The sequence below is a fragment of the Actinomycetospora sp. genome, assembly GCF_036497245.1.
GTDB lineage: Bacteria > Actinomycetota > Actinomycetes > Mycobacteriales > Pseudonocardiaceae > Actinomycetospora.
The window spans coordinates 19,216-42,161 of record NZ_DASXJS010000200.1; the positions used below are offsets into that span (position 1 = coordinate 19,216).

General features: G+C 72.8%; 20 protein-coding genes. 14 read left to right on the forward strand and 6 right to left on the reverse strand.

From position 1 onward, the window contains the following. Window positions 1–137: 137 nt before the first annotated feature. The gene (locus VGI02_RS21005; RefSeq protein WP_331630488.1) at window positions 138–944 is read left to right on the forward strand and encodes a 3-keto-5-aminohexanoate cleavage protein; all 807 of its coding nucleotides are present in this window, start codon (window positions 138–140) and stop codon (window positions 942–944) included. A 13-nt stretch (window positions 945–957) separates the two neighbouring features. Here VGI02_RS21005 and VGI02_RS21010 read toward each other — a convergent pair whose 3' ends face one another. After that, entirely contained in the window at window positions 958–1,635 is a 678-nt protein-coding gene (locus VGI02_RS21010) for an ACT domain-containing protein (RefSeq protein WP_331630490.1), read from the reverse strand. A gap of 300 nt (window positions 1,636–1,935) precedes the next feature. On the opposite strand from VGI02_RS21010, the gene gatC reads away from it, so the two are divergent. The 4 genes from gatC (at window position 1,936) to VGI02_RS21030 (ending at window position 6,211) form a co-directional block, all read left to right on the forward strand. Continuing rightward, window positions 1,936–2,232: an Asp-tRNA(Asn)/Glu-tRNA(Gln) amidotransferase subunit GatC gene (gene gatC, locus VGI02_RS21015; RefSeq protein ID WP_331630492.1), complete on the forward strand. Its 297-nt coding sequence runs from the start codon at window positions 1,936–1,938 to the stop codon at window positions 2,230–2,232. Continuing rightward, on the forward strand, window positions 2,229–3,776 hold the full coding sequence (gene gatA, locus VGI02_RS21020) for an Asp-tRNA(Asn)/Glu-tRNA(Gln) amidotransferase subunit GatA (RefSeq protein ID WP_331630494.1): 1,548 nt from the start codon (window positions 2,229–2,231) through the stop codon (window positions 3,774–3,776). The genes gatC and gatA overlap by 4 nt, the downstream gene beginning before the upstream one ends. Continuing rightward, entirely contained in the window at window positions 3,773–5,290 is a 1,518-nt protein-coding gene (gene gatB / locus VGI02_RS21025) for an Asp-tRNA(Asn)/Glu-tRNA(Gln) amidotransferase subunit GatB (protein ID WP_331630496.1), read from the forward strand. Before gatA ends, gatB begins: the two co-directional genes overlap by 4 nt. A gap of 294 nt (window positions 5,291–5,584) precedes the next feature. After that, entirely contained in the window at window positions 5,585–6,211 is a 627-nt protein-coding gene (locus tag VGI02_RS21030) for a hypothetical protein (RefSeq protein ID WP_331630498.1), read from the forward strand. Window positions 6,212–6,575: 364 nt separating this feature from the next. Here the strand turns inward: VGI02_RS21030 and VGI02_RS21035 are convergent, their stop codons facing one another. Beyond that, entirely contained in the window at window positions 6,576–7,790 is a 1,215-nt protein-coding gene (locus VGI02_RS21035) for a PQQ-dependent sugar dehydrogenase (RefSeq protein WP_331630500.1), read from the reverse strand. Window positions 7,791–7,873: 83 nt separating this feature from the next. On the opposite strand from VGI02_RS21035, the gene VGI02_RS21040 reads away from it, so the two are divergent. Beyond that, the gene (locus VGI02_RS21040; RefSeq protein ID WP_331630502.1) at window positions 7,874–8,812 is read left to right on the forward strand and encodes a 2-hydroxyacid dehydrogenase; all 939 of its coding nucleotides are present in this window, start codon (window positions 7,874–7,876) and stop codon (window positions 8,810–8,812) included. Between the two features lie 73 nt (window positions 8,813–8,885). Then, window positions 8,886–9,557 (forward strand): DoxX family protein, encoded by a 672-nt coding sequence (locus VGI02_RS21045; RefSeq protein ID WP_331630504.1) that lies wholly within the window; start codon window positions 8,886–8,888, stop codon window positions 9,555–9,557. Here the strand turns inward: VGI02_RS21045 and ilvD are convergent. Both ilvD and VGI02_RS21055 read right to left on the reverse strand, forming a co-directional pair. Beyond that, window positions 9,554–11,395 (reverse strand): dihydroxy-acid dehydratase, encoded by a 1,842-nt coding sequence (gene ilvD, locus VGI02_RS21050; protein ID WP_331630506.1) that lies wholly within the window; start codon window positions 11,393–11,395, stop codon window positions 9,554–9,556. The genes VGI02_RS21045 and ilvD overlap by 4 nt on opposite strands. Window positions 11,396–11,695: 300 nt before the next feature. Further along, window positions 11,696–12,385, reverse strand: coding sequence for a PH domain-containing protein (locus VGI02_RS21055; RefSeq protein WP_331630508.1), 690 nt, complete (start codon window positions 12,383–12,385; stop codon window positions 11,696–11,698). 344 nt (window positions 12,386–12,729) lie between these two features. On the opposite strand from VGI02_RS21055, the gene VGI02_RS21060 reads away from it, so the two are divergent. From VGI02_RS21060 to lysS, 7 genes are all read left to right on the forward strand, one after another. Further along, window positions 12,730–14,625, forward strand: a complete 1,896-nt coding sequence (locus VGI02_RS21060; RefSeq protein WP_331630510.1) for an acetolactate synthase large subunit — start codon at window positions 12,730–12,732, stop codon at window positions 14,623–14,625. Next, window positions 14,625–15,125, forward strand: a complete 501-nt coding sequence (ilvN, locus tag VGI02_RS21065; protein WP_331630512.1) for an acetolactate synthase small subunit — start codon at window positions 14,625–14,627, stop codon at window positions 15,123–15,125. Before VGI02_RS21060 ends, ilvN begins: the two co-directional genes overlap by 1 nt. A 31-nt stretch (window positions 15,126–15,156) precedes the next feature. Further along, complete coding sequence (ilvC, locus tag VGI02_RS21070; RefSeq protein WP_331630514.1) at window positions 15,157–16,161, forward strand: ketol-acid reductoisomerase; 1,005 nt, start codon at window positions 15,157–15,159, stop codon at window positions 16,159–16,161. Between the two features lie 399 nt (window positions 16,162–16,560). Further along, window positions 16,561–18,123: a phosphoglycerate dehydrogenase gene (gene serA / locus VGI02_RS21075; protein WP_414638342.1), complete on the forward strand. Its 1,563-nt coding sequence runs from the start codon at window positions 16,561–16,563 to the stop codon at window positions 18,121–18,123. A 142-nt stretch (window positions 18,124–18,265) separates the two neighbouring features. Further along, window positions 18,266–19,312, forward strand: a complete 1,047-nt coding sequence (locus VGI02_RS21080) for a 3-isopropylmalate dehydrogenase (RefSeq protein WP_331630516.1) — start codon at window positions 18,266–18,268, stop codon at window positions 19,310–19,312. Window positions 19,313–19,369: 57 nt separating this feature from the next. Beyond that, the gene (locus VGI02_RS21085) at window positions 19,370–20,173 is read left to right on the forward strand and encodes a fumarylacetoacetate hydrolase family protein (protein WP_331630518.1); all 804 of its coding nucleotides are present in this window, start codon (window positions 19,370–19,372) and stop codon (window positions 20,171–20,173) included. Further along, window positions 20,170–21,915 carry a lysine--tRNA ligase gene (lysS, locus tag VGI02_RS21090; protein ID WP_331630521.1) on the forward strand — a complete coding sequence of 582 codons (1,746 nt, stop codon included), beginning with the start codon at window positions 20,170–20,172 and terminating at the stop codon, window positions 21,913–21,915. Before VGI02_RS21085 ends, lysS begins: the two co-directional genes overlap by 4 nt. 4 nt (window positions 21,916–21,919) lie before the next feature. On the opposite strand, the gene VGI02_RS21095 is transcribed toward lysS, so the two are convergent. Then, a complete protein-coding gene (locus VGI02_RS21095; protein WP_331630523.1) occupies window positions 21,920–22,105 on the reverse strand; it encodes a hypothetical protein in 186 nt (61 codons plus the stop codon). Between the two features lie 36 nt (window positions 22,106–22,141). Further along, entirely contained in the window at window positions 22,142–22,897 is a 756-nt protein-coding gene (locus VGI02_RS21100) for an AIM24 family protein (RefSeq protein ID WP_331630525.1), read from the reverse strand. Between the last annotated feature and the right edge of the window lie 49 nt (window positions 22,898–22,946).

Here is a 22,946-nt window from a genome sequence, read left to right on the forward strand (position 1 = left end):
AGCGGGGTTTCCCTGGGGCGGACGGGTGGCATCGTCCGAAAAGGCGTGCAGACGCACGTGCAGACGTTGCCGTCAGGCCGAATAAGGTTGAAGCTGGTCCAAATATCTCGGACCGGGCGGCGGGAGGTGGTGCGGAGATGCTCCAGTGCTGCCCCAACGGTGCCCGCCCGGCCGACGTCTACCCAGCGGTCCCGATGACGCCGCGTCACCTCGCACGCGATGCGCGGGCCGTCGCGGCGCTCGGGGTGACGAGCTTCCATGTGCACCCGCGCGACGTCGACGGTCAGGAGAGCCTCGACCCCGGCCCGATCGGCGCCGTGGTGGGGGCCATCCGGCAGGCTGCTCCGTCACTCGAGATCGGGGTCACCACCGCCCGGTGGGTCGAGCCGGACCCGTTCAAGCGCACCGACCTGGTGCAGCAGTGGGCCCGCCTGCCCCACTACGCCCGGCCCGACGTCGCCTCGGTGAACGTGCACGAGCGCGGGTGGGAGATCGTCTGCGAGTCGCTGGACTCGGTCGGGATCGGCATCGAGCTCGGGGTGTGGACCACGGGCGACGCGGTGCAGCTCAAGCAGGCAGGCGTGCCGCCGGGCACCGTGCGGGTGCTCGCCGAGGTCACCGTGACCGATCCGGACACCGCCGTCGCCGAGGCGGTCCGCATCCTCAAGGCGCTCGGGCCGATGCAGGTGCCGATCCTGCTGCACGGCGAGGAGGGCGGCGCCTGGCCGGTCCTCGACTACGCGCGGCGCAACAACCTCGACACCCGGATGGGCTTCGAGGACACCCTGAAGGGGCCGGACGGCACCTGGCTGGCCACCGGCAACGAGGAACTCGTGCGCTACGCGCTCGGGCAGGCCGTCTCTCCCCGGCTCGCGGAACGCCGCCGCCCGGGGTGGGGGCCGAACTTCGGCGGGTTCCGCACCCGCTCCGAGCACCGGCGCTGAGGCCCGGCCGGGTTCAGCCGGTCATGGTCGCGACGATGCCCGCGAGGTGCGAGAGCCGCGCCAGCTCCGACGGCCGGAACGCCGGCCCACCCGGGCGTCCCAGTACGAGGGCCCGGTCCGCACGGCCCAGCGGCGCCGCCGCCAGCTCGGTGTCGAGGTCGGTCCAGGCCGACGGGACGGAGTGCCCGGCCGCCGGGTCGAGGACCGTCGCCTTCGCGAGCGGCAGCCAGGGCAGGCTCTCGGCCTCGGTCTCCGGAGCGGCGGAGCTCCCGGCGACGCGGTGCACGTGCGTCCCGCCGTCGGCCCAGACGTCGCCGGTGGAGGCCTCCACCACCAGCGCCCACGCCGAGCGGAAGATCCGCGGCACCGCGTCGGTGAGCAACCCGATCCCGGCGTCCGGGTCGGCGGCGACCGCCTCGACGAGCTCGAGCTCGCGGGCGGTGTCGAGGGGACCGAAGAACGGCCGCACCGACTCGACGGTCACGTCGCGCACCGACTCGGCGGCGGTGATAAGCACGTCCGGAGGTCGCGCGGAGGGCAGGTCCACGACGAGGTCGTCGACGGCCACGCCCTGGTGGCGCTCCACCACGTCGACCGACAGGATGTCCGCGCCCTCGGTGCCGAGGGCCGACGCGACCGCGCCGAGGGTGCCCGGCCGATCGGGGAGCACCACCCGCAACAGATAGGTCACGTCGCCTCCGTCCTCCCGATCGCCTCCACGTCACGGCCCGGTACGCCCCGGGCACACCGACAGGCCCGACGGAACCGCGCACTCCCTCGGGCGCGGCGAGTGTGCCAGTCGGACCGGGGCGGGGCGAGGGCCAGGGCGGCCCGCCGGGAGGTAGGCAACCGCGGCCCCGCGTAAACCTCGTGGCGACCGGGCGTGGTCGAGGTGAGAAACCGTGTCGAGGTCACCCCCGGTGCGAAGCCTAGGATGGATCGGTCCAGTCCAGTCACGGAGGATCCCCGTGGGATCCCGACCCGGAGGATCATGTCCGACATCACGCGCGAGGACGTCGCCCATCTCGCCCGACTGGCCCGGCTGGCCGTCACCGACGACGAGCTCGACGTGTTCTCCGGCCAGCTCGACGCGATTCTCGACACCGTCGGCCGGGTGTCGGAGATCGACGACGACGTCCCGCCCACCAGCCACGTCGCCCCGCTCACCAACGTCCTGCGTGCCGACGAGCCCGCGCCGAGCCTCAGCCGGGAGGCGGCCCTCGCGGGCGCCCCCGCCGCCGAGGAGGGCCGCTTCCGCGTGCCGCGCATCCTGGGGGAGGAACTGTGAGCAGCCCCGACACCACCAGCAGCGAGCTGACCCGCCTCGACGCCGCCGAGATCGCCCGCCGCGTGCAGGCCCGTGAGGTCTCCTCGGTCGAGGTGACCCGGGCACACCTGGCGCGCATCGATGCGGTCGAGGGCGCGGGCATGGGCGCGTTCCTGCACGTCGCGGCCGAACAGGCGCTGGCGACGGCCGCCGAGATCGACGCCGAGATCGCCGCGGGCACCGTGCGCAGCCCGCTGGCCGGCGTGCCGGTCGCGATCAAGGACAACATGGCGACGCGCGACATGCCGACGACGTGCGCATCGCGCATCCTCGACGGCTGGCGCCCGCCCTACGACGCGACCGTGGTGGCCCGGCTGCGCGACGCGGGCCTCGTGCCGCTGGGCAAGACCAACCTCGACGAGTTCGCGATGGGCGGGTCGAACGAGAACTCGGCCTACGGCGTCGTCCGCAACCCCTGGGACCCGTCCCGGGTGCCCGGTGGGTCCAGCGGCGGGTCGGCGGCCGCGACCGCGGCGGGCGAGACCCCGTTGGCGATCGGCAGCGACACCGGCGGGTCGATCCGCCAGCCGGGCGCGTTCACCGGCACCGTCGGGTGCAAGCCGACCTACGGCACCGTCTCGCGCTACGGGCTCGTCGCGTTCTCGTCGTCCCTCGACCAGATCGGGCCGTTCGGGCGCACCGTCCTGGACGCCGCGATGCTGCACGAGGTGATCGGCGGGCACGACCCGGCCGACCAGACCTCGATCGACGCGCCGCTGCCCCCCGTCGTCGAGGCCGCCCTGGCCGGCGCGCGCGGGGACCTCGCGGGCGTCCGCGTCGGGGTGGTCACCGAACTGTCCGGCGAGGGCTACCAGACCGGGGTGCTCTCGGCGTTCACCGACGCCGTGCGGGTGCTGACCGACCTGGGCGCCGAGGTCGTCGAGGTCTCCTGCCCGTCGTTCACCTACGCGATGCCGGCCTACTACCTGATCGCGCCGAGCGAGGCGTCCTCGAACCTCGCGCGCTTCGACGCGATGCGCTACGGCCTGCGCGTCGGCGACGACGGGTCGCACTCGACCGACGAGGTCATGTCGCTGACCCGCGAGGCCGGCTTCGGGCCCGAGGTGAAGCGCCGCATCATGATCGGCACGCACGCGCTGTCGGCCGGGTCCTACGACGCGCTCTACGGCAAGGCCCAGAAGGCCCGCACGCTGATCGTGCGGGACTTCGCGGCGGCGTTCGAGCGCTGCGACGTGCTCGTCTCCCCGACGGTGCCGACGACGGCGTTCCCGATCGGCGACCGCGTCGACGACCCCGTCGCGATGTACCTCGCCGACCTCTGCACGATCCCGGCCAACCTCGCGGGCACCGCGGGCCTGTCGGTGCCGTGCGGCCGTGCCCCCGAGGACGGCATGCCGGTCGGGCTGCAGGTGATGACGCCTGCCCTGGCCGACGACCGCGCCTACCGCGTCGCCGCCGCCTACGAGACCGCGCGGGACGCCGCGGCCGGCGTGCCGTTCGCGTCGACCATCCCGGATCCCGCCGCACTGCAGGGGGCGTCATGACCAGCACCGTCGAGGCCGCGCCCTACACCGTCGAGCAGGTCGTCGAGCGCTTCGACCCCGTGATGGGGCTCGAGGTGCACGTGGAGCTCAACACGGCGACGAAGATGTTCTGCGGCTGCCGCAACGAGTTCGGCGCCGAGCCCAACACCCACGTGTGCCCGGTGTGCCTCGGCCTGCCCGGCTCGCTGCCGCGCGTCAACGCCCGCGCCGTCGAGAGCGCCGTCCTGATCGGCCTGGCGCTGAACTGCTCGGTCCGCGAGCGCAGCGGCTTCGCCCGGAAGAACTACTTCTATCCGGACATGCCGAAGAACTTCCAGATCTCCCAGTACGAGGACCCGATCGTCTTCGACGGATACCTCGACGTCCCGCTCGACGACGGGACGACGTGGCGCGTCGACATCGAGCGCGCCCACATGGAGGAGGACACCGGGAAGTCGCTGCACATGGGTGGTGCCACCGGTCGGATCCACGGCGCGGACTACTCGCTGCTCGACTACAACCGGGCGGGCGTCCCGCTCATCGAGATCGTCACGCGGCCGATCGTGGGCGCCGGGGTGCGCGCGCCCGAGGTGGCGCGCGCGTACGTCTCGGCGCTGCGAGACGTCGTGAAGGGCCTCGGCGTCTCCGACGTGCGCATGGACCAGGGGTCGATGCGCTGCGACGCGAACCTCTCCCTCATGCGCAAGGACGCGATGGAGTTCGGCACCCGCACCGAGACGAAGAACGTCAACTCGCTGCGCTCGGTCGAGCGGGCGGTGCGCTACGAGATGGGCAGGCAGGCGGGTGTGCTGCTCTCCGGCGGCACGGTGACCCAGGAGACCCGGCACTTCGACGAGCAGTCGGGGACCACCTCGCCGGGCCGTGCGAAGGAGACCCTCGCCGACTACCGCTACTTCCCCGAGCCCGATCTCGTGGCGATCGAGCCGTCGGACGAGTGGGTGGAGCGGCTGCGCGCGGGGCTGCCCGAGCGGCCGTGGGAGCGGCGCGCCCGCATCCAGGCCGACTGGGGCATCTCCGACGAGGAGCTGCGGGACCTGGTCAACGCGGACGCGCTCGAGCTGGTCGCCGACACCGTCGACGCCGGCGCGCCCGCGGAGTCGGCCCGGTCGTGGTGGGTGTCCTACCTGTCCCAGGAGGCGAACACCTCCGGGGTCGCGCTGACCGAGCTGGCGATCACGCCGGAGCAGGTCGCGCGGGTGATCGCGCTGGTGTCCGAGGGCACACTCACCAACAAGCTGGCCCGTCAGGTCGTCGACGGTGTGCTCGCCGGGGAGGGCTCGCCGGACGACGTCGTCGCCGGCCGCGGGCTCGCCGTCGTGTCCGACGACTCGGCCCTCACGGCCGCCGTCGACGAGGCCCTCGCGGCGCAGCCCGCCGTGGCCCAGAAGATCCGCGATGGCAAGACGAAGGCCGCCGGGGCGATCGTGGGCGCGGTCATGAAGGCCACCCGCGGGCAGGCGGACGCCGCCCGGGTGCAGTCGCTGGTGCTGGAGCGGGTGGCCGCCGGGGCCTGAGCCCGGTCCTGCCCTTCCTGTCCCGCTCGAGGGGGAACCCCGGCCATTCTCCGTGGCCGGGGGTTCTCCTCGCACGTCCATGTGGGCCCCGCCGGTTGATCACTGAGTACACAAAGCGGTCACTCATCGTGATTCGTGTGTGCTCCATCCAACGAACCGTGACCGTTCCGTAACCCGATCAGGACTCACCCGTTGGGGTTGGTGGAGAACAGCTCGTAGCTGAACTCCAGGCGGAGGAACGCTTGATCCGCCGACTGGTCGTACACGCACACACTGATAGGAGGAGGCCTTCGCATGGGCGCTCATCACGCTCCCCACTCGTCGTCCCACGCCGCTCGCCTCGCCGGCAAGGGAGCCTTCACGGCTGCCGCGGCCCTGGCGCTCACCGGCGGCACGGCATCGCTCGCGTTCGCCTCGGAGGCGCCGAGCGTTCCCACGACGCACGAGATCCAGGGGTCGCTCACCGACGGAGCGCACCACCTGCAGGACGCCGCGAAGTCGTCCCCGCTCTCGCAGGCCTCGCACGTGTCCGCGCACTCGATGACCGCCTCGGTCACGAACCACGGCACGGACCTGCAGCACAAGGCGGCCGACGCCGCGTCGACGCTGAAGGACAAGGCGCCGACGTCGCTGCCGACCGAGCTGCCGACGAAGCTGCCGACCACGCTCCCGGCCTCGGACATGAAGACCGACGCGGGGCACATGGTCAGCAACACCGAGAACGACGTCTCGCACGCCGCGACCAACTGGTCCGGCGCGATGAAGGACGGCCTCACGCCCACCGAGGGCGCGAAGCAGGTCACGCTGATGTCGAACGACGTCCAGCACGCCGTCGACAACGGCAAGAACGACGTGACCCACTGGTCCGGCGCGGCGTCCGAGAACGCCCCCGAGCTCCCGAGCATGCTCTCGTTCTCCTAGAAACGGCCCGGGCTTCCCCAAGCCCGGACCTCGCGGCGGCCCACTGCCCGCTCGTCCGACCGACTCCGACACGGTCGGGCGTTCGGACCTCGTGCCCGTCCGCTCCCCAGAACCACGGCCCCGTCACCGCACCGCTGCCCCGGTGCCCGGTGACGGGGCCGTGGCATCGGTGGAGCCGGCGAGGTCGCGGCCGGCGAGTGGACCCCATGGCTCCTGCGGCAGCCCTCAGGGTCCACTCGGCCGGGGATCTGGCCGGGTCCGGGTCCGAGCGGACGCCCATGGTTCCTGCGGCAGCCCTCGGGGTCCACTCGACAGTCTCCGACACGCGCCACAGCACGGATCAGTGCTCACGAGCCGTCGGCACCTAGTCCGGGCCGGAGCCACCACCCGAGGGCGGCTTGATACGGATCACCCGGTCGTCCGTGGCGCCCGGCGTCCCGCCCGGGTCCTTGTTGACGGTGCCGATCCAGAGCATGCCGTCGGAGCCGAGGTCGGCTCCGGAGATGCGCCCGTAGGTGTTCTGCAGGACGGCCTCGGGCGTGCCGACGAAGCGTCCCTCCGCGGTGGGCTTGAGCACGTACATCGCCTTCGCATCGCTCAGCCCGACGAACAGCGAGCCCCCGCCCGCGGCGCACCCGTCCACGCCGGGCCGGTCGGGCCAGGTCCACGCAGGCGCGGCCGCGGCGCCCGCGCCCGGCACGGAACCGGGCCGCACACCGAGCAGGACGTCCCGGGTCCCCGCGCGGTCGCTCACCCAGGTCGTGTTCGAGGTGACGTCGGGACAGACGTCGCCGGGCGCGTGCAGACCCGAGCCGACCACCGGGGACCCCGGGGTGGGGTTGCCGGGGGCGGGGCGGCCGAACGCGTCGATCCGCAGCAGCTTGCCGGCGAGCGAGCCCGGCGCGGCCGCGGACGCCGCGTTCCCGGCGTCGCCCGTGGCCACCAGCAGCGTCCCGTTGGGCTCGACCCCGATGGCCCCGCGATTCCCCGTCGACCCGCGCGGAATGCCGGAGAGCACCGGCTTGGGCACGTCCCCCTGGGCGATCCGCAGCACCGAGTTGCCGCCCGCCGTCGTCGCGTAGACGTACATCAGCTGGTCCTCGGCGTAGCTGGGGGAGAGCGCGAGCCCGGTGAGCCCGCCGTCGCCCGCGGCGTCCACCGGCACCGTCGCGACCACCTGCGGCGGCGTGTCCGGCGCGACGCGCAGGATGCGCCCCGTGGTGCGCTCCGTGACCAGGGCGGCGGACGCGCCGGGCAGCGTGACCACCGACGAGACCGGGGCCAGGCAGGTGGCCACCACCTGCGGGTCCGGGTCGACGCACGGCCCCGGCGGGGGCGCGGCGCCGCCGGTGGGGGGTGGTGCGGGCGGGGACGGCTCGGAGGGGGCGGGCGACTGCGGCGCCGGGACCTTCTCCGGCCCGATCTCCGGGTTGTCGCGCCAGGGCTGCGACGAGGCGTCGGGGAAGTCGGCGCAGCCGCCCGCGAGGAGCGCGAGCACGACGAACAGGACGGCCGCGGCCACCCGGGTCACGCCACGCGGGCGTCGTCGCACCAGCGCGCGGGGCAGCGGACCGGACACGGGCGGTCAGCCTAGGCGTCCAGGGCTGAGCGCACCGTGAGCCGGTCCGCCCACGGGGGTCGCACGGCACTAACCTGGCGGCGATGTCCGAGAAGAGCGAGCTGATCGTCCTGGTGCCCGACGAGGTCGGCGAGCGTGCCCTGGCGTCGCTCGACGGCGTGCGCGTGGTCCGTTACGACGAGTCCGCGGGCCCGGAGGGCCTCCCGCCCGAGGCCGCCGACGCCGAGGTGCTCATCCCGGGGTTCCTGGCCCAGGAGGCCGCGACGGCGATGATCAAGGCGTGCCCGAAGGTACGGCTCGTCCAGCTGCTCTCGGCCGGTGCGGAGAAGTTCATCGGCCATCTCCCCGACGGCGTCGCGCTCTCCGACTGCAAGGGCGCGCACGGCGGGGTCACCGCCGAATGGGTGCTGGCGACCGTCCTCGCCGTGGTCCGCGAGATCCCCGCGTTCGTGCGCAACCAGCTGACCGGCCACTGGGACCAGCACGTCACCGACACCCTGCTCGGCAAGCGGATCCTGCTCGTCGGCGCGGGTGACCTCGCCGAGCAGACCTCGCGCCGCCTGGCGCCCTTCGACGTCGGGCCGGTGACCCTGGTCGGGTCCCGGGCCCGGGAGGGCGTCCACGGCACCGACGAGCTGCCCGACCTGCTGGGAGAGGCCGACGTCGTCGTGCTCCTCGTCCCCCTGACCGACGCGACCCGCGGCCTCGTCGACGCCGCGTTCCTGGCCGCGATGCCCGACGGCGCGATCCTGGTGAACGCCGCCCGTGGGCCCGTCGTGGCGACCGACGCGCTGCTCGCCGAACTGCAGGCCGAGCGGCTGCGGGCCGCGATCGACGTGACCGACCCCGAGCCGCTGCCCGCGGACCACCCGCTCTGGTCGGCGCCGGGCCTGCTGCTCACCCCGCACGTCGGCGGCAGCGTCCCGGGGCACCTCGACCGGGCCTACCGCGTCGTCGTGACCCAGCTCGAGGCGGTGCGCGCCGGCGGGGACCCGCCGAACCTCGTCGTCGGGCAGTACTAGATCGTTCCGGACTACCGTGCCGACCCGCGTGGCGGCGTGATCACTCGATCGGGGCCGCCTAGTCTGCGCAGCCGTGGGCCGGTGGAGACGGGGCGGTGCGCCGCCCGCGGTCGAGGAACAGGCGGAGTTCTCGATCCTGGGCTTCGAAGGGGCACCGCACGACACGGCGGTCTTCCCCTGGCGCGGTGACGGCGCCGCGTCGGCGCTCGACGAGCCCGTCGCGACGACGGCCGTGGTCGCGACGCGTCCGTGGGCGACCGAGGTCGGGCTGTTGCTCGCACGGGTCGTCCTCGGCGTCACCGCGATCCTCGGTGGCGCGCGGACCCTGTTCGACCTGCCGCGCGGACATGCCGACGGCACGGCGGCGACGCGGGCCCTGCTCGGCGGCTACGGCTTCGCGCCGGCCGGCGGGCTCACGACGGCGCTCGGCTGGGCGGAGATCGTCGCCGGGCTGCTCGTGGTGCTCGGCGTGCTGGCGTCGTTCGCGGCGTCCGCGCTGGTGGCGGTGCACCTGGTCGCGATGTGCCTGACGCTGCCAGCGGCCTGGGCCGCGGGAGCGGTCGGGCCGGCGGAGGCGCCGGTGTTCGGGCTCGCGCTGTCGGCCCTCGTCGTGCTCTCCGGGCCGGGGCGCATCAGCGGCGACGCCGACCGGGCCTGGTATCGCGCCCAGACCCCGGTCGGCGTCTCCTGCATGATCATCGGTGTGGGCACCGGGCTGACGGTGCTCCTGTTCATGCGGGGCTAGATGTTCCGGACGGCGCCCGTCGCTCCCGAGGTCACGAGCTTCGCGTAGGCACGCAGGGCGCTCGTGAGGGTGCGGTGACGCTCCTCGGCCGGCTGCCAGGGGCGCTCGGAGGCGTCCATCTTGGCGCGCCGCTCGGCGAGAACGTCGTCGTCGACGAGCAGCTCGATGCGCCGCTCGTCGACGTCGAGGAGGATCTGGTCGCCGTTCTCGACGAGGGCGATCGTGCCGCCGTGGGCGGCCTCGGGGGAGATGTGCCCGACGCTGATGCCCGACGACCCGCCGGAGAACCGCCCGTCGGTGATGAGTGCGCACTTCGCGCCGAGGCCCGCGCCCTTGAGGAACGCGGTCGGGTGCAGCATCTCCTGCATGCCCGGCCCGCCGGCGGGGCCCTCGTAGCGCACGACCATGACGTCGCCCGGCTGCACCTCGCGGTTGAGGATGACCGAGACCGCCTCCTCCTGGGAGTCGACGACGCGCGCCGGTCCCTGGAAGTGCCGCCCGTCCTCGGGCAGGCCCGCGCTCTTGATCACGGCGCCGTCGGTGGACAGGTTGCCGGTGAGCACGGCCAGCCCGCCGTCCGCGGTGTAGGCGTGGGCGACGTCGCGGATACAGCCGCCCGCGGCGTCGGTGTCCAGTGAGGACCAGCGGTTGCTCGTCGAGAAGGGCTCGGTGGTCCGGACCCCGCCGGGCGCGGCGTGGAAGAGCTCGGTCGCTTCGGTGGCGGGCTGCTCGGCGCGGACGTCCCAGCGCCCCAGCCAGTCCTCGAGCGACGGGGCGTGCACCGCGTGGACGTCGCGGTGCAGCATCCCGCCGCGGTCCAGCTCACCGAGGATCGCGGGGATGCCGCCGGCCCGGTGGACGTCCTCCATGTGGAAGTTCGAGTTCGGCGCGACCTTGCTGACGCACGGCACCCGCCGGCTGACCGCGTCGATGTCGGCGAGCGTGAAGTCGAGGCCGGCCTCGTGTGCGGCCGCGAGGATGTGCAGCACCGTGTTGGTGGAACCGCCCATCGCGACGTCGAGGGCCATGGCGTTCTCGAAGGCGTGCCGGTTCGCGATGTTCCTCGGCAGGGCGGACTCGTCGTCGCGCTCGTAGTAGCGGCGGGCCAGGTCGACGACCGTGCGGCCCGCGTTCTCGAACAGCGCCTTGCGCGCGGCGTGCGTGGCGAGGGTGGAGCCGTTGCCGGGCAGGGAGAGCCCGAGTGCCTCGGTGAGGCAGTTCATCGAGTTCGCGGTGAACATGCCGGAGCAGGAGCCGCAGGTCGGGCAGGCGGAGCGCTCGACCTCGGTGAGGCCCTCGTCGTCCACGTCGGGGGAGGCGCTGGCCGAGATGGCGGTGATCAGGTCGGTCGGGGCCTGGGCGACGCCCTCGACGACGACCGCCTTGCCCGCCTCCATCGGCCCGCCGGAGACGAACACCGTCGGGATGTCGAGCCGCATGGCGGCGTTGAGCATGCCGGGGGTGATCTTGTCGCAGTTCGAGATGCAGACCAGGGCGTCGGCCGCGTGGCCCTGCACCATGTGCTCGACGGAGTCCGAGATGACCTCGCGCGAGGGCAGCGAGTGCAGCATCCCGCCGTGGCCCATGGCGATGCCGTCGTCCACCGCGATGGTGTGGAACTCCCGCGCCACGCCACCCGCCTCGCGCACCGCGGCCGCCACCAGCTCGCCCATCTCCTTGAGGTGGACGTGGCCCGGCACGAACTGCGTGTACGAGTTCGCGATGGCGATCAGGGGCTTGCCGAAGTCGTCGTCGGTCAGGCCGGTGGCCCGCCACAGGGCACGGGCGCCTGCGGCGTTGCGGCCCTGGGTGGTGACGCGGGAACGGAGCGGCGGCACGGAAGATCCTCCTCGGGCGAATGCGAGTCTCGCTCGGACATTACGCCCGGGGATCACGACGCCCAGGGGGATGCGGGCCGGGCTCCGGCGCGCGGGATGATCACGAGCACATGGGGCAGGTCGGCGGGGTCGCGGAGCTGCGTGGTGTGCCTCTCGTGGGGTGGCGCGCTCGGTGCTCGTTGATCAGGAGCACGTGAGGCGGGGGATGAGGGCCCAGCGGCTGCGTCGTGTGCCCATCGTCCGGGCGACGGGTCCTGGCGGCGGGTCGAGGTGGGTCTGGGCGGGCCGCGGCCCGCGGGATCACCGCTGGTCGGTGTCGCGCCCGGGGGTGGCCTCGTCGGACCGACCGGCAGCCTCGTCCGCGCCAGGCGGCTCCGCCTCGTTCCCGGCGGCCGCCTGCTTCTCCCGGAGCGCGGCGAGCCGCATGCGGGTGGCCTCCAGCTCGCGGGCGTGGTCGGCCGCCGCCTCGGCCTCCGCGGGGGTCGGCGCGCTGATCCGGCCGCCGCTCGCCTCGCCGATCCGGCCGAGGTCGCGGATGCGCACGCCGCGCAGCTCGAGCTCGGCCCCGTCCGCGGGCACCGCGTGGACCCAGCCCTTCTCGGGCAGGCGCAATCCGGACACCTCCGACCACGGCAGCGATCGGGTGCCGACGACCCCGCGCACGTGCACCCCGTCCTCGTCCACCCGGGTCCGCGACCGCACCACCCACACCGCCAGCGCGGCCGGGCCCAGGAACAGCAGGAACCAGGGACCGCCCTGGAACGCGATCGGGGACAGGCAGAGCGCGAGGAAGGCGACAGCGACCAGGGCGACCGTCGGGACGGCGCGGAACGTGGCCGGACGCGGGTCGGGGCGGGCCGCCGTCTCCAGCTCGGACGCGGTCTCCGTCTTCGACGACGGCGCCGACGACGGCGCCGACGTCGTGCCCGTCTCCGGCGTCGCTCCGGACTCGTCGGTGGTCACCGCGGTCGTCCCCCGCTCCTCGCTCACGGCCGCGATCGTGCCAGTCGGGGTTCGGGGCCGCTGAGGTCCGTGGCTCCGCCGAGCGGGAAGGATCACTGGACCGCGGGGTGGCCGTGCCCGACGTGTCGCGTGCTACCGTGCTGATATGCAGCGAATTCTCGTACTCGCCGGGCGCGTCAGCGTCTGACGAGCTTCGTGCTCGCTGCCCTAGACCCTGACGCGCCTGCCCTCCCCGCCACCGGCGGTGAGGGTCTTTTTGTGTTCGGCACAGTCGTGTTCAGGGGCTGACAGCAGGCGTCGCCCGGCGTCGAGCCGTCCACCGCCCGGCCTACCCACCGCATCCACCGGTTCCCACCAGAGGCTGATCACCGATGACTACAGCCAGACCGCGTCCCGCTCCGCGATCCGGAGCGCCGACCGAGCAGCAGGACGCGTCCGCGCAACCCGCGACGCGTCCGGCCGCGCCCCGACCGACCCGGGTCGACCCGACCCCGGCCACGGGCGCCCAGTCCCTCGTCCGCTCGCTCGAGTCCGTGGGCTGCGACGTCATCTTCGGCATCCCGGGCGGCGCGATCCTCCCGGCCTACGACCCGCTCTACGACTCCACGCTCGTGCGCCACATCCTGGTGCGCCACGAGCAGGGCGCGGGTCATGCCGCCACCGGGTACGCGCAGGCCACGGGCCGGGTCGGCGTGTGCATCGCGACGTCCGGGCCGGGCGCGACGAACCTGGTGACCCCGCTGGCCGACGCGATGCTCGACTCGGTCCCGATCGTCGCCATCACCGGGCAGGTCGGGCGCAAGATGATCGGCACCGACGCGTTCCAGGAAGCCGACATCTGCGGCATCACGCTGCCGGTCACCAAGCACAACATGCTGGTCACCGACCCGGCGGACATCCCGCGGGCGATCACCGAGGCCTTCCACATCGCCGCGACCGGGCGTCCGGGCCCCGTGCTCGTCGACCTGCCCAAGGACGTCCTGCAGGCGCAGACCACGTTCTCGTGGCCGGTGGACATGGAGCTTCCGGGCTACCGGCCGACGACGAAGCCCCACGGCAAGCAGATCCGGGAGGCCGCCCGGATGGTCGCCGAGGCGGCGCGCCCGGTGCTCTACGTCGGCGGCGGTGTCGTCAAGGCGGAGGCGTCCGCGGAGCTCATGGAGCTCGCACGCGAGACCGGCGCCCCCGTCGTCACCACCCTCATGGCGCGCGGCGTCTTTCCCGACTCGCACCCGCAGAACCTCGGCATGCCCGGCATGCACGGCACCGTCGCGGCGGTCGCGGCGATGCAGAAGGCCGACCTGCTGGTCGCTCTCGGCGCCCGGTTCGACGACCGCGTCACGGGCGACCTGACCACCTTCGCGCCCGGGGCGAAGATCGTGCACGCCGACATCGACCCCGCGGAGATCGGCAAGAACCGCGTCGCGGACGTCCCGATCGTCGGCGACGCCCGCGAGGTCATCGGCGAGCTCACCGCCGCGCTGCGCGCCGCCGAGGCCGCGACGCCCGACCTCACCCCCTGGTGGAACCAGCTCACCTCGTGGCGCGAGACGTTCCCGCTGGGCTACGACGAGCCCGCCGACGGCACGCTCTCCCCGGAGTACGTGATCGAGCGGATCGGGAAGCTCGCCGGTCCCGAGGCCATCTACGCCGCGGGCGTCGGCCAGCACCAGATGTGGGCGGCGCAGTTCATCGGCTACGAGCACCCGCGCACCTGGCTCAACTCCGGCGGCGCCGGGACCATGGGCTACGGCGTGCCCGCGGCGATGGGCGCGAAGGTCGGGAAGCCGGACACGACGGTCTGGTGCATCGACGGCGACGGCTGCTTCCAGATGACCAACCAGGAGCTCGCGACCTGCGCGATCGAGGGCATCCCGATCAAGGTCGCCGTCATCAACAACGGCAACCTCGGCATGGTCCGCCAGTGGCAGACGCTGTTCTACGGCGAGCGGTACTCGAACACCGAGCTCGGCACCCACAAGCACCGCGTGCCGGACTTCGTCATGCTCGCCGAGGCGCTGGGCTGCGAGGGCCTGCGCTGCGAGTCGCGCGACGACGTCGACCGCGTCATCACCCAGGCCATGGCGATCGACGACCGCCCCGTCGTCATCGACTTCACCGTCGGTGCCGACGCCCAGGTCTGGCCGATGGTGGCCGCCGGGACCGGCAACGACCAGATCATGGCGGCCCGCGACATCCGGCCACTGTTCGACGACCCGGAAGCGGGCGGCGCGGACGAGGTCGTCACGACGGTGGAGAGCAACTGATGAGCACCCACACCCTCTCGGTCCTCGTCGAGGACAAGCCCGGCGTGCTGGCCCGGATCTCGGGCCTGTTCTCGCGGCGCGGGTACAACATCTCCTCGCTCGCCGTCGGGCCGACCGAGGAGACCGGTATCTCGCGGATGACCATCTGCGTGACCGTCGACGAGTTCCCCCTCGAACAGGTCACCAAGCAGCTGAACAAGCTCGTGAACGTCATCAAGATCGTCGAGCTGGAGCCGGCGACCTCGGTCCAGCGCGAGCTGGTGATGCTCAAGGTGCGCGCCGACGCCACGGTGCGCTCGCAGGTACTCGAGGTGACCCAGATGTTCCGGGCCAAGGTGGTCGACGTCGCTCCCGACGCCGTCACCGTCGAGGCCACCGGCACCGCTGACAAGCTGTCGGCGCTGCGGCGGATGCTCGAGCCCTACGGCATCCGGGAGATCGTGCAGTCCGGCATGGTCGCGCTGTCCCGTGGGCCGCGCGCCATCGCCGCGAATCGTTGAGCAGTACTTCAGGAAGGAAACCGCAGTCCCCATGAGTGTCGAGATCTTCTACGACGCGGACGCCGATCTGTCGATCATCCAGGGCCGCAAGGTCGCCGTGATCGGCTACGGCAGCCAGGGCCACGCCCACTCGCTGTCCCTGCGCGACTCCGGTGTCGACGTCCGGATCGGCCTGCCCGAGGGCTCGAAGTCGCGGGCCAAGGCCGAGGAGGAGGGGCTGCGGGTCGTGACGGCGGCCGAGGCGTCCGCCGAGGCCGACCTGATCATGATCCTGGCGCCAGACACCAAGCAGCGTCAGATCTACGCCGATGACATCGCGCCGAACCTCGAGAGCGGCGACGCGATCTTCTTCGGGCACGGCTTCAACATCCGCTACGACCTCATCCAGCCGCCGTCGGACGTCGACGTCGCCATGGTCGCGCCGAAGGGGCCGGGCCACCTGGTCCGCCGCCAGTTCGTCGACGGCAAGGGCGTGCCGTGCCTGATCGCGGTCGAGCAGGACGCGTCGGGCCACGCCGAGGCGCTCGCGCTCTCGTACGCCACCGCGATCGGTGGCGGGCGGGCCGGCGTCATCAAGACGACGTTCACCGAGGAGACCGAGACCGACCTCTTCGGCGAGCAGGCCGTGCTCTGCGGCGGCACGTCGGCGCTGGTGCAGGCCGGGTTCGAGACGCTGGTCGAGGCCGGCTACCAGCCCGAGATCGCCTACTTCGAGTGCCTCCACGAGCTCAAGCTGATCGTGGACCTCATGTGGGAGAAGGGCATCTACGGGCAGCGGTACTCCTGCTCGGACACCGCCGAGTACGGCGACCTCACCCGTGGGCCGCGGATCATCAGCCCCGCGGTCAAGGACGAGATGCGCCGTGTGCTGACGGAGATCCAGGACGGGTCGTTCGCCCGCGAGTGGATCGCCGAGGACGACAACGGCCGCCCGAACTTCACCAAGCTCGAGGACGAGGGCAAGGCCCACCAGATCGAGCAGGTCGGCCAGAAGCTCCGCGACCTCATGCCGTTCATCCCGAAGAACAAGCTCTGAGCCGGGGTGGCGGGGTGGCGCCGGATCGTCAGGCCCGGCAGCAATGGTCCATTGCTGTCACCTGACGATCGGAGAGCGCCACTCACCCACGGCGAGTGATCCCGACGGCGGGCGCACCACCCGGGTGCGCCCGCCGTCGTGCGTCCGGCGTCCTTCGTCCGGGGTCCCCGCCGCCCGTGACAGGAATGGACCATTGCTTGCACAGGAGCGGGCCGCCCGGACCGCCGATGCCGGGTGAGCCGGTTCACAGCGCGGCGATATCCTGACGAGCCCGTGGGCACGATGACCCACAGCACGCCGGCGTGCGGAGGACCACCCGATGCTGTCGGCGACGACCACGCCGCCGACCCTGGGAGCGCCAGCACCGTGATCACGCCGAACACCAAGCCCGTCGTCCTGATGGCCGAGAAGCTCGCGCCGTCGACGCTGGAGGTGTTCGGCGACGAGGTCGAGATCCGCCACGTGGACGGCACCGACCGCGCCGCGCTGCTCGACGCGGTCACCGACGCCGACGCACTGCTCGTGCGCAGCGCCACGCAGGTCGACGCCGAGGTGTTCGCCGCGCAGAAGAAGCTGACCGTGGTCGGCCGCGCCGGCGTCGGGCTCGACAACGTCGACGTCCCCGCCGCGACGGCGGCGGGCGTGATGGTCGTGAACGCCCCGACGTCGAACATCGTCTCCGCCGCGGAGCACGCCCTCGCGCTGCTGCTGGCCACCGCCCGCCACATCCCCGCCGCCGACGCGAGCCTGCGCCGCGGCGAGTGGGCGCGCAGCAAGTACTCCGGCGTCGAGATCCAGGGCAAGACGGTCGGCGTCGTCGGTCTCGGCAAGATCGGCCAGCTGTTCGCCAACCGCATCCGGGCTTTCGACGCGCACGTCATCGCCTACGACCCGTACCTGCCGCAGAGCCGCGCCGCCCAGCTCGGCATCGAGCTCGTCTCCCTCGACGAGCTGCTCACCCGCGCCGACATGATGACCATCCACCTGCCGAAGACCCCGGAGACCCAGGGCCTCATCGGAAAGGAGGCCCTGGCGAAGACCAAGCCCGGCGTCATCATCGTCAACGCGGCCCGCGGCGGCCTCGTCGACGAGGACGCCCTCGCCGAGGCGGTCCGTTCCGGCCAGGTCGGCGGCGCGGGCGTCGACGTCTACGTCACCGAGCCGACGACACAGAGCCCGCTGTTCGAGCTCGAGGAGGTCACCGCGACCCCGCACCTCGGCGCCTCGACCGCCGAGGCGCAGGACCGCGCGGGCACCGACGTCGCCCACAGCGTCCTGCGGGCGCTGAGCGGCGACTTCGTGCCGGATGCCGTCAACGTCCAGGGCGGCACGGTCGGCGAGGAGGTGCGCCCCTGGCTGGGCATCACCCAGAAGCTGGGGACGCTGCTCTCGACGCTGGTCGGCCAGCCGTCGAGCGTCACCGTCGAGGTCCGGGGCGAGCTCGCCCACGAGGACGTCGGGGTGCTGGAGCTGGCCGCGCTGCGCGGGGTGTTCGGCGAGGTCGTCGACGAGCCGGTCACGTTCGTCAACGCGCCGGCGCTGGCCGCGGAGCGCGGGGTCACCGTCGAGGTGGAGACCGCCAGCGAGAGCCCGAACCACCGCAGCGTCGTGACGCTGCGCGCGATCCCCGACGGCGGTGAGCCGGTCACCGTGTCCGGCACGCTGACCGGGGCGGACCAGGTGGAGAAGCTCGTGGAGATCAACGGGCGCTCCTTCGACATCCGCGCCGAGGGCCACGTGCTGCTCGTCGAGTACACCGACCGGCCGGGCGCGCTCGGCGCCGTCGGCACCCTCTTGGGGGAAGCGGGAGTGAACATCGAGGCCGCCCAGATGTCCCAGACCCGCGACAAGGCCTCCTCGGTGATCCTGCTGCGGGTCGACCAGGCGGTCTCGGACGTGGTCCTGGCCCCGATCGGGCAGGTCCTGGACGCCCGCACCACCCGGTCGATCCCCTTCGGATGACATCGATCGGGTGACGGGGGCCCTCCGCGACCGTCGGGCGGGTGATCCGGTGCGGACCCGGACCGACACGCGCGGTAGCCTCCACCGCAGGTGAGCACGGTCGCACCATCGAGGTCGACCCGTCGGGGGAGGAAGTCTGGACATGCGACTCGCGGTGGTTCCCGGTGACGGCATCGGGCCCGAGGTCATCGGTGAGGCCCTGAAGGTCCTCGGCGAGGTCGCTCCGCAGATCGAGTCGACGCACTACGACCTCGGCGCGGCCCGCTGGCATTCCACGGGAGAGCTGCTGCCGGAGTCGGTGCTCACCGAGCTCCGCGACCACGACGCGATCCTGCTCGGTGCGGTCGGCGACCCGTCGGTGCCCAGCGGCATCCTCGAGCGCGGGCTGCTGCTGCGCCTGCGCTTCGAGCTCGACCACCACGTCAACCTGCGCCCGGCGCGCCTCTACCCCGGGGTCCGCGGGCCGCTGTCGGCCCAGCAGGAGATCGACCTCGTGGTCGTCCGCGAGGGCACCGAGGGCCCGTACGCCGGGACCGGCGGCCTGCTGCGCAAGGACACCCCGCAGGAGATCGCGACCGAGGTCAGCATCAACACCGCGTTCGGCGTCGAGCGGGTCGTGCGCGATGCGTTCACCCGTGCCTCGAACCGTGAGCGCCGCAAGCTCACCCTCGTGCACAAGACGAACGTCCTCACCCACGCCGGCTCGCTGTGGTCGCGCGTGGTCGAGGAGGTCTCGCTCGAGCACCCCGAGGTCGGCGTCGACTACCAGCACGTCGACTCGACGACGATCCACCTGGTCACCGACCCGTCGCGCTACGACGTGATCGTCACCGACAACCTGTTCGGCGACATCCTCACCGACCTCGCGGCCGCGGTGACCGGTGGCATCGGGATCGCCGCGTCCGGCAACCTCGACGTCAGCCGTGCCAACCCGAGCATGTTCGAGCCCGTCCACGGGTCCGCCCCGGACATCGCGGGTAAGGGCATCGCCGACCCGACCGCTGCGGTGCTGAGCGTTGCGCTGCTGCTCGACCACCTCGGTGAGCCCGAGCTCGCGCGCCGGGTCGAGGCCGCCGTCGCCTTCGACCTCGCCACCCGCGACCACCAGAACCCGGGCGGCACCCACGCCGTCGGCGACCGGCTCGCCGCGCTCGTCTCGTCGGCGTCGGGGACGCGCAGCCTGGCCTGAGGGCGGCCGCCATCCGCCCGCCGGGCGGAACGACCCGCAGGACTAGGGTGGATCACCGTGCGTCTCGCTCGGATCGCCCATCACGACGGTGTCTCGTTCGTGGCCCTGCAGTCCCCGACGGCGGGTGGCGCGGAACCCGGCGCCGCCCCGGTCGACGTGTGCGCGGAGATCGCCGAGCACCCCTTCGGTGACCCGACCTTCACCGGCCGGACCTGGCCGCTCGCCGACGTCCGGTTGCTCGCGCCGATCCTGCCGTCGAAGGTCGTCTGCATCGGCAAGAACTACGCCGAGCACGTCGCCGAGATGGGTGGCGGCGACGCCCCCGCCGCGCCGCTGATCTTCATGAAGCCCTCGACGAGCGTCATCGGCCCGGGCCTGCCGATCCTGCGGCCCGCCGACTCCCAGCGCGTCGACTACGAGGGCGAGCTCGCCGTCGTCATCGGCCAGCCGTGCCGCGACGTGCCCGAGGCCCGCGCGAAGGACGTCGTCCTCGGCTACACCGTCGCCAACGACGTCACCGCCCGCGACCTGCAGTCCTCCGACGGCCAGTGGACGCGCGCGAAGGGCTACGACACGTTCTGCCCGCTGGGCCCGTGGATCGAGACCGCGATGGACCCGTCCGACCTCGCAATCGAGACGACCCTGGACGACGCCACCGTGCAGAAGTCGCGCACGTCCATGCTGATCCACGGCATCGAGAAGCAGATCGCCTACATCAGCCGCGTGATGACGCTGCTGCCCGGCGACACCATCCTCACCGGCACCCCGGCAGGCGTCGGCCCGATGGTCGACGGCCAGACGGTGTCCGTGACCGTCGAGGGCATCGGGACGCTGACGAACCCGGTCAGGGACCGCCCATGAGCCGGCGGCGGGGCGGGGGCGGTGCCGAGCCGGAGTCGACCTCGCAGGACTGGGTGGCCACCCTCGCCGACGAGGTGATCGCCGCGGCCCGCAAGGAGACTGCCGAGCGAGGAGATTGCGGCGAGGGCCGCACCATCGTCTGCGCCTCGGGCCTCTCACCGTCGGGTCCGATCCACCTCGGGAACCTGCGCGAGGTCCTCACCCCGCACCTGGTCGCCGACGAGATCCGCCGCCGCGGCATCGCGTGCGAGCACCTCATCTCCTGGGACGACTTCGACCGCTACCGCCGGGTGCCGAAGGGCGTCGACGGCGTCGACGACTCGTGGGCCGCGCACATCGGCAAGCCGCTGACGGCGGTCCCGGCGCCGGCCGGCAGCGCGTACGCGAACTGGGCCGAGCACTTCAAGGCCCCGATGATCGACGCGCTGGAGCGGCTCGGCGTCCCGTTCCGCGGGATCAGCCAGACCGAGATGTACACCTCCGGCGCCTACGTCGAGGCGACGCTGTTGGCGATGCGCGAGCGGTCGCGCATCGACGGCGTGCTGGGCCGGTTCCGGACGAAGAAGAGCCAGGACATCGAGGATGACGAGGGCGACGCAGGCGTCGATCCCGACGAAGCCGTGGGGTCGGCGTCGGGGGAGTACTTCCCGTACAAGCCCTACTGCGGGGCCTGCGGCACCGACGACACCTCGATCGTCGCCTACGACGACGCGACGACCGAGATGACGTTCACCTGCGTGTGCGGGTCGTCGGAGACCGTGCTCCTGCGTGAGTTCACCCGCGGGAAGCTGGTCTGGAAGGTCGACTGGCCGATGCGGTGGGCCTACGAGGGCGTCGACTTCGAGCCCTCCGGTGTGGACCACTCCTCGCCGGGCTCCTCCTACGAGGTCGGCGGGCTGCTCGTCTCCGAGATCTTCGGCGGGCGGCAGCCGATCGGGCCGATGTACGCCTTCGTCGGCATCTCGGGTCAGGCGAAGATGTCGTCGTCGAAGGGCGGGGTGCCGACGCCGTCGTCGGCGCTCGAGGTGTTCGAGGCGCCGCTGCTGCGCTGGCTCTACGCCCGCCGTCGTCCCAACCAGGCGATCAAGGTGGCGTTCGACGCCGAGCTCTCCCGGCTCTACGACGAGTGGGACGCGCTGGGTCGGAAGGTGGCCGCGGGGACCTCCGCGCCGATCGAGGCGCTCGGGCATGCCCGCTCGGTCGCCACCGCCGAACGGACGCTGCCGACGACGCCGCAGCCGGTCTCGTTCCGGACGCTGACCTCCGTCATCGACGTGACCACCGGCGACCCGGAGCAGCTCGGCCGGCTCCTGAGCGGACTGGTGGCCTCCGGTCCGGAGGAGCCCGTGACCCTCGACGACCTCCGTCCCCGGCTGGACTGCGCCGAGCACTGGGTCGAGCACTACATGCCCGAGGAGTCGCACACCCGGCTGCTGTCCTCCCCGGACACGGCGCTGCTGGGCTCGCTCGACGACACCGACGCCGAGTCGCTGCGGCTGCTGCTCGACGGTCTGGAGCAGGACTGGTCGCTCGACGGCCTGACCTCGCTGGTCTACGGCGTGCCGAAGCTCCAGGCCGGTCTGCCCCTCGACACGAAGCCGGCCGAGGACCTCAAGGTCGCCCAGCGACGCTTCTTCGTGCTGCTCTACCGGCTGCTCGTCGGCTCGGACACCGGTCCCCGGCTCCCGACGCTGCTGCTGGCCGCCGGTCCCGAGCGGGTGCGTCGCCAGCTCGGTGGCTGACGCCTCACCAGGCAGCCGCCACCCCGTCGACGTCGAGGCCGTGCGCGGCGTCGTGGTCGGCCCGCGTCCCGTAGCGGTGGGACTCCTCGCGTCGGGTCCCGAGCATGACCTGGCGGTGCGGGCGGTCGGCCAGAGCTTCGGCGACGACGCGTGCGGAGGTGCCGGCGAGGTAGGGCTCGACCGTCGTCACCGTCGGCGCGGCCGCGTGCTCCGGCGCCAGCGCCGGTCACCGCAGGAGGCTGCCGAGCACCCCGCCGACGTTCACTCCGCCCGAGCCGCTCTGCTGACCGCCCCCGGTGCCCGCGATCGCGCTGAGCGGCACCTCCTCGGACGGCTGCACGATGACGAACCCGCGCCCGGCGAACGCCATCGTGAACGCCTCGCCGGTGGTCCGGCCGATGAGCGTGCCGAGCCCGAACTGCTCCGCCCGGTGCAGCCCGACCTGCAGCCCCGCCGACCACGCGATCGCCGCCTGCGGGTCGGCGTAGGTCGGGGCGTCGACGGTGAGCACCACCGGGGCGCCCTTCGCGGTGATCGCGAGCCGGCCGCGGCCGCGGAAGACGCAGTTGAACAGCCCGGCCCCGCCCATCGAGCCGGCGCCGGAGACCATCTGGATGTCGTAGGACAGGCTCGGCTCGAACGCGAGGACGTTCTTCCCGTTGATCGTCAGGGCGTCGTCGGGTCCCTCGAGGTCGATGAGGTGGACGTCGGCGGCGGCATCGGCGAGGAAGACGTCACCCCGCCCGGAGAGCTGCATGAGGGGCACGCCCTCGCCGGTCAGCTTCTGCTTCACGAAGCCGCCGAGCCCGCCCGCGCCCCTGGCCTCGAAGCGCACGTCGCCCTGGTAGGCGACCATCGAGCCCTGCCGGGCGAGCGCCTCGCCGTCGAGCTCGATCTTGAGCATCTTCGAGTTCTGCAGGCGGAGTCCGGGCTGCGTGGACTCCTGCTCCTGGTTCTCCGGGGCGAACAGGTTGCTGCGCATCGAGGTCTCCTGGTGACTCACGGTGCCCGGAACAGGATCGGGTGACGCA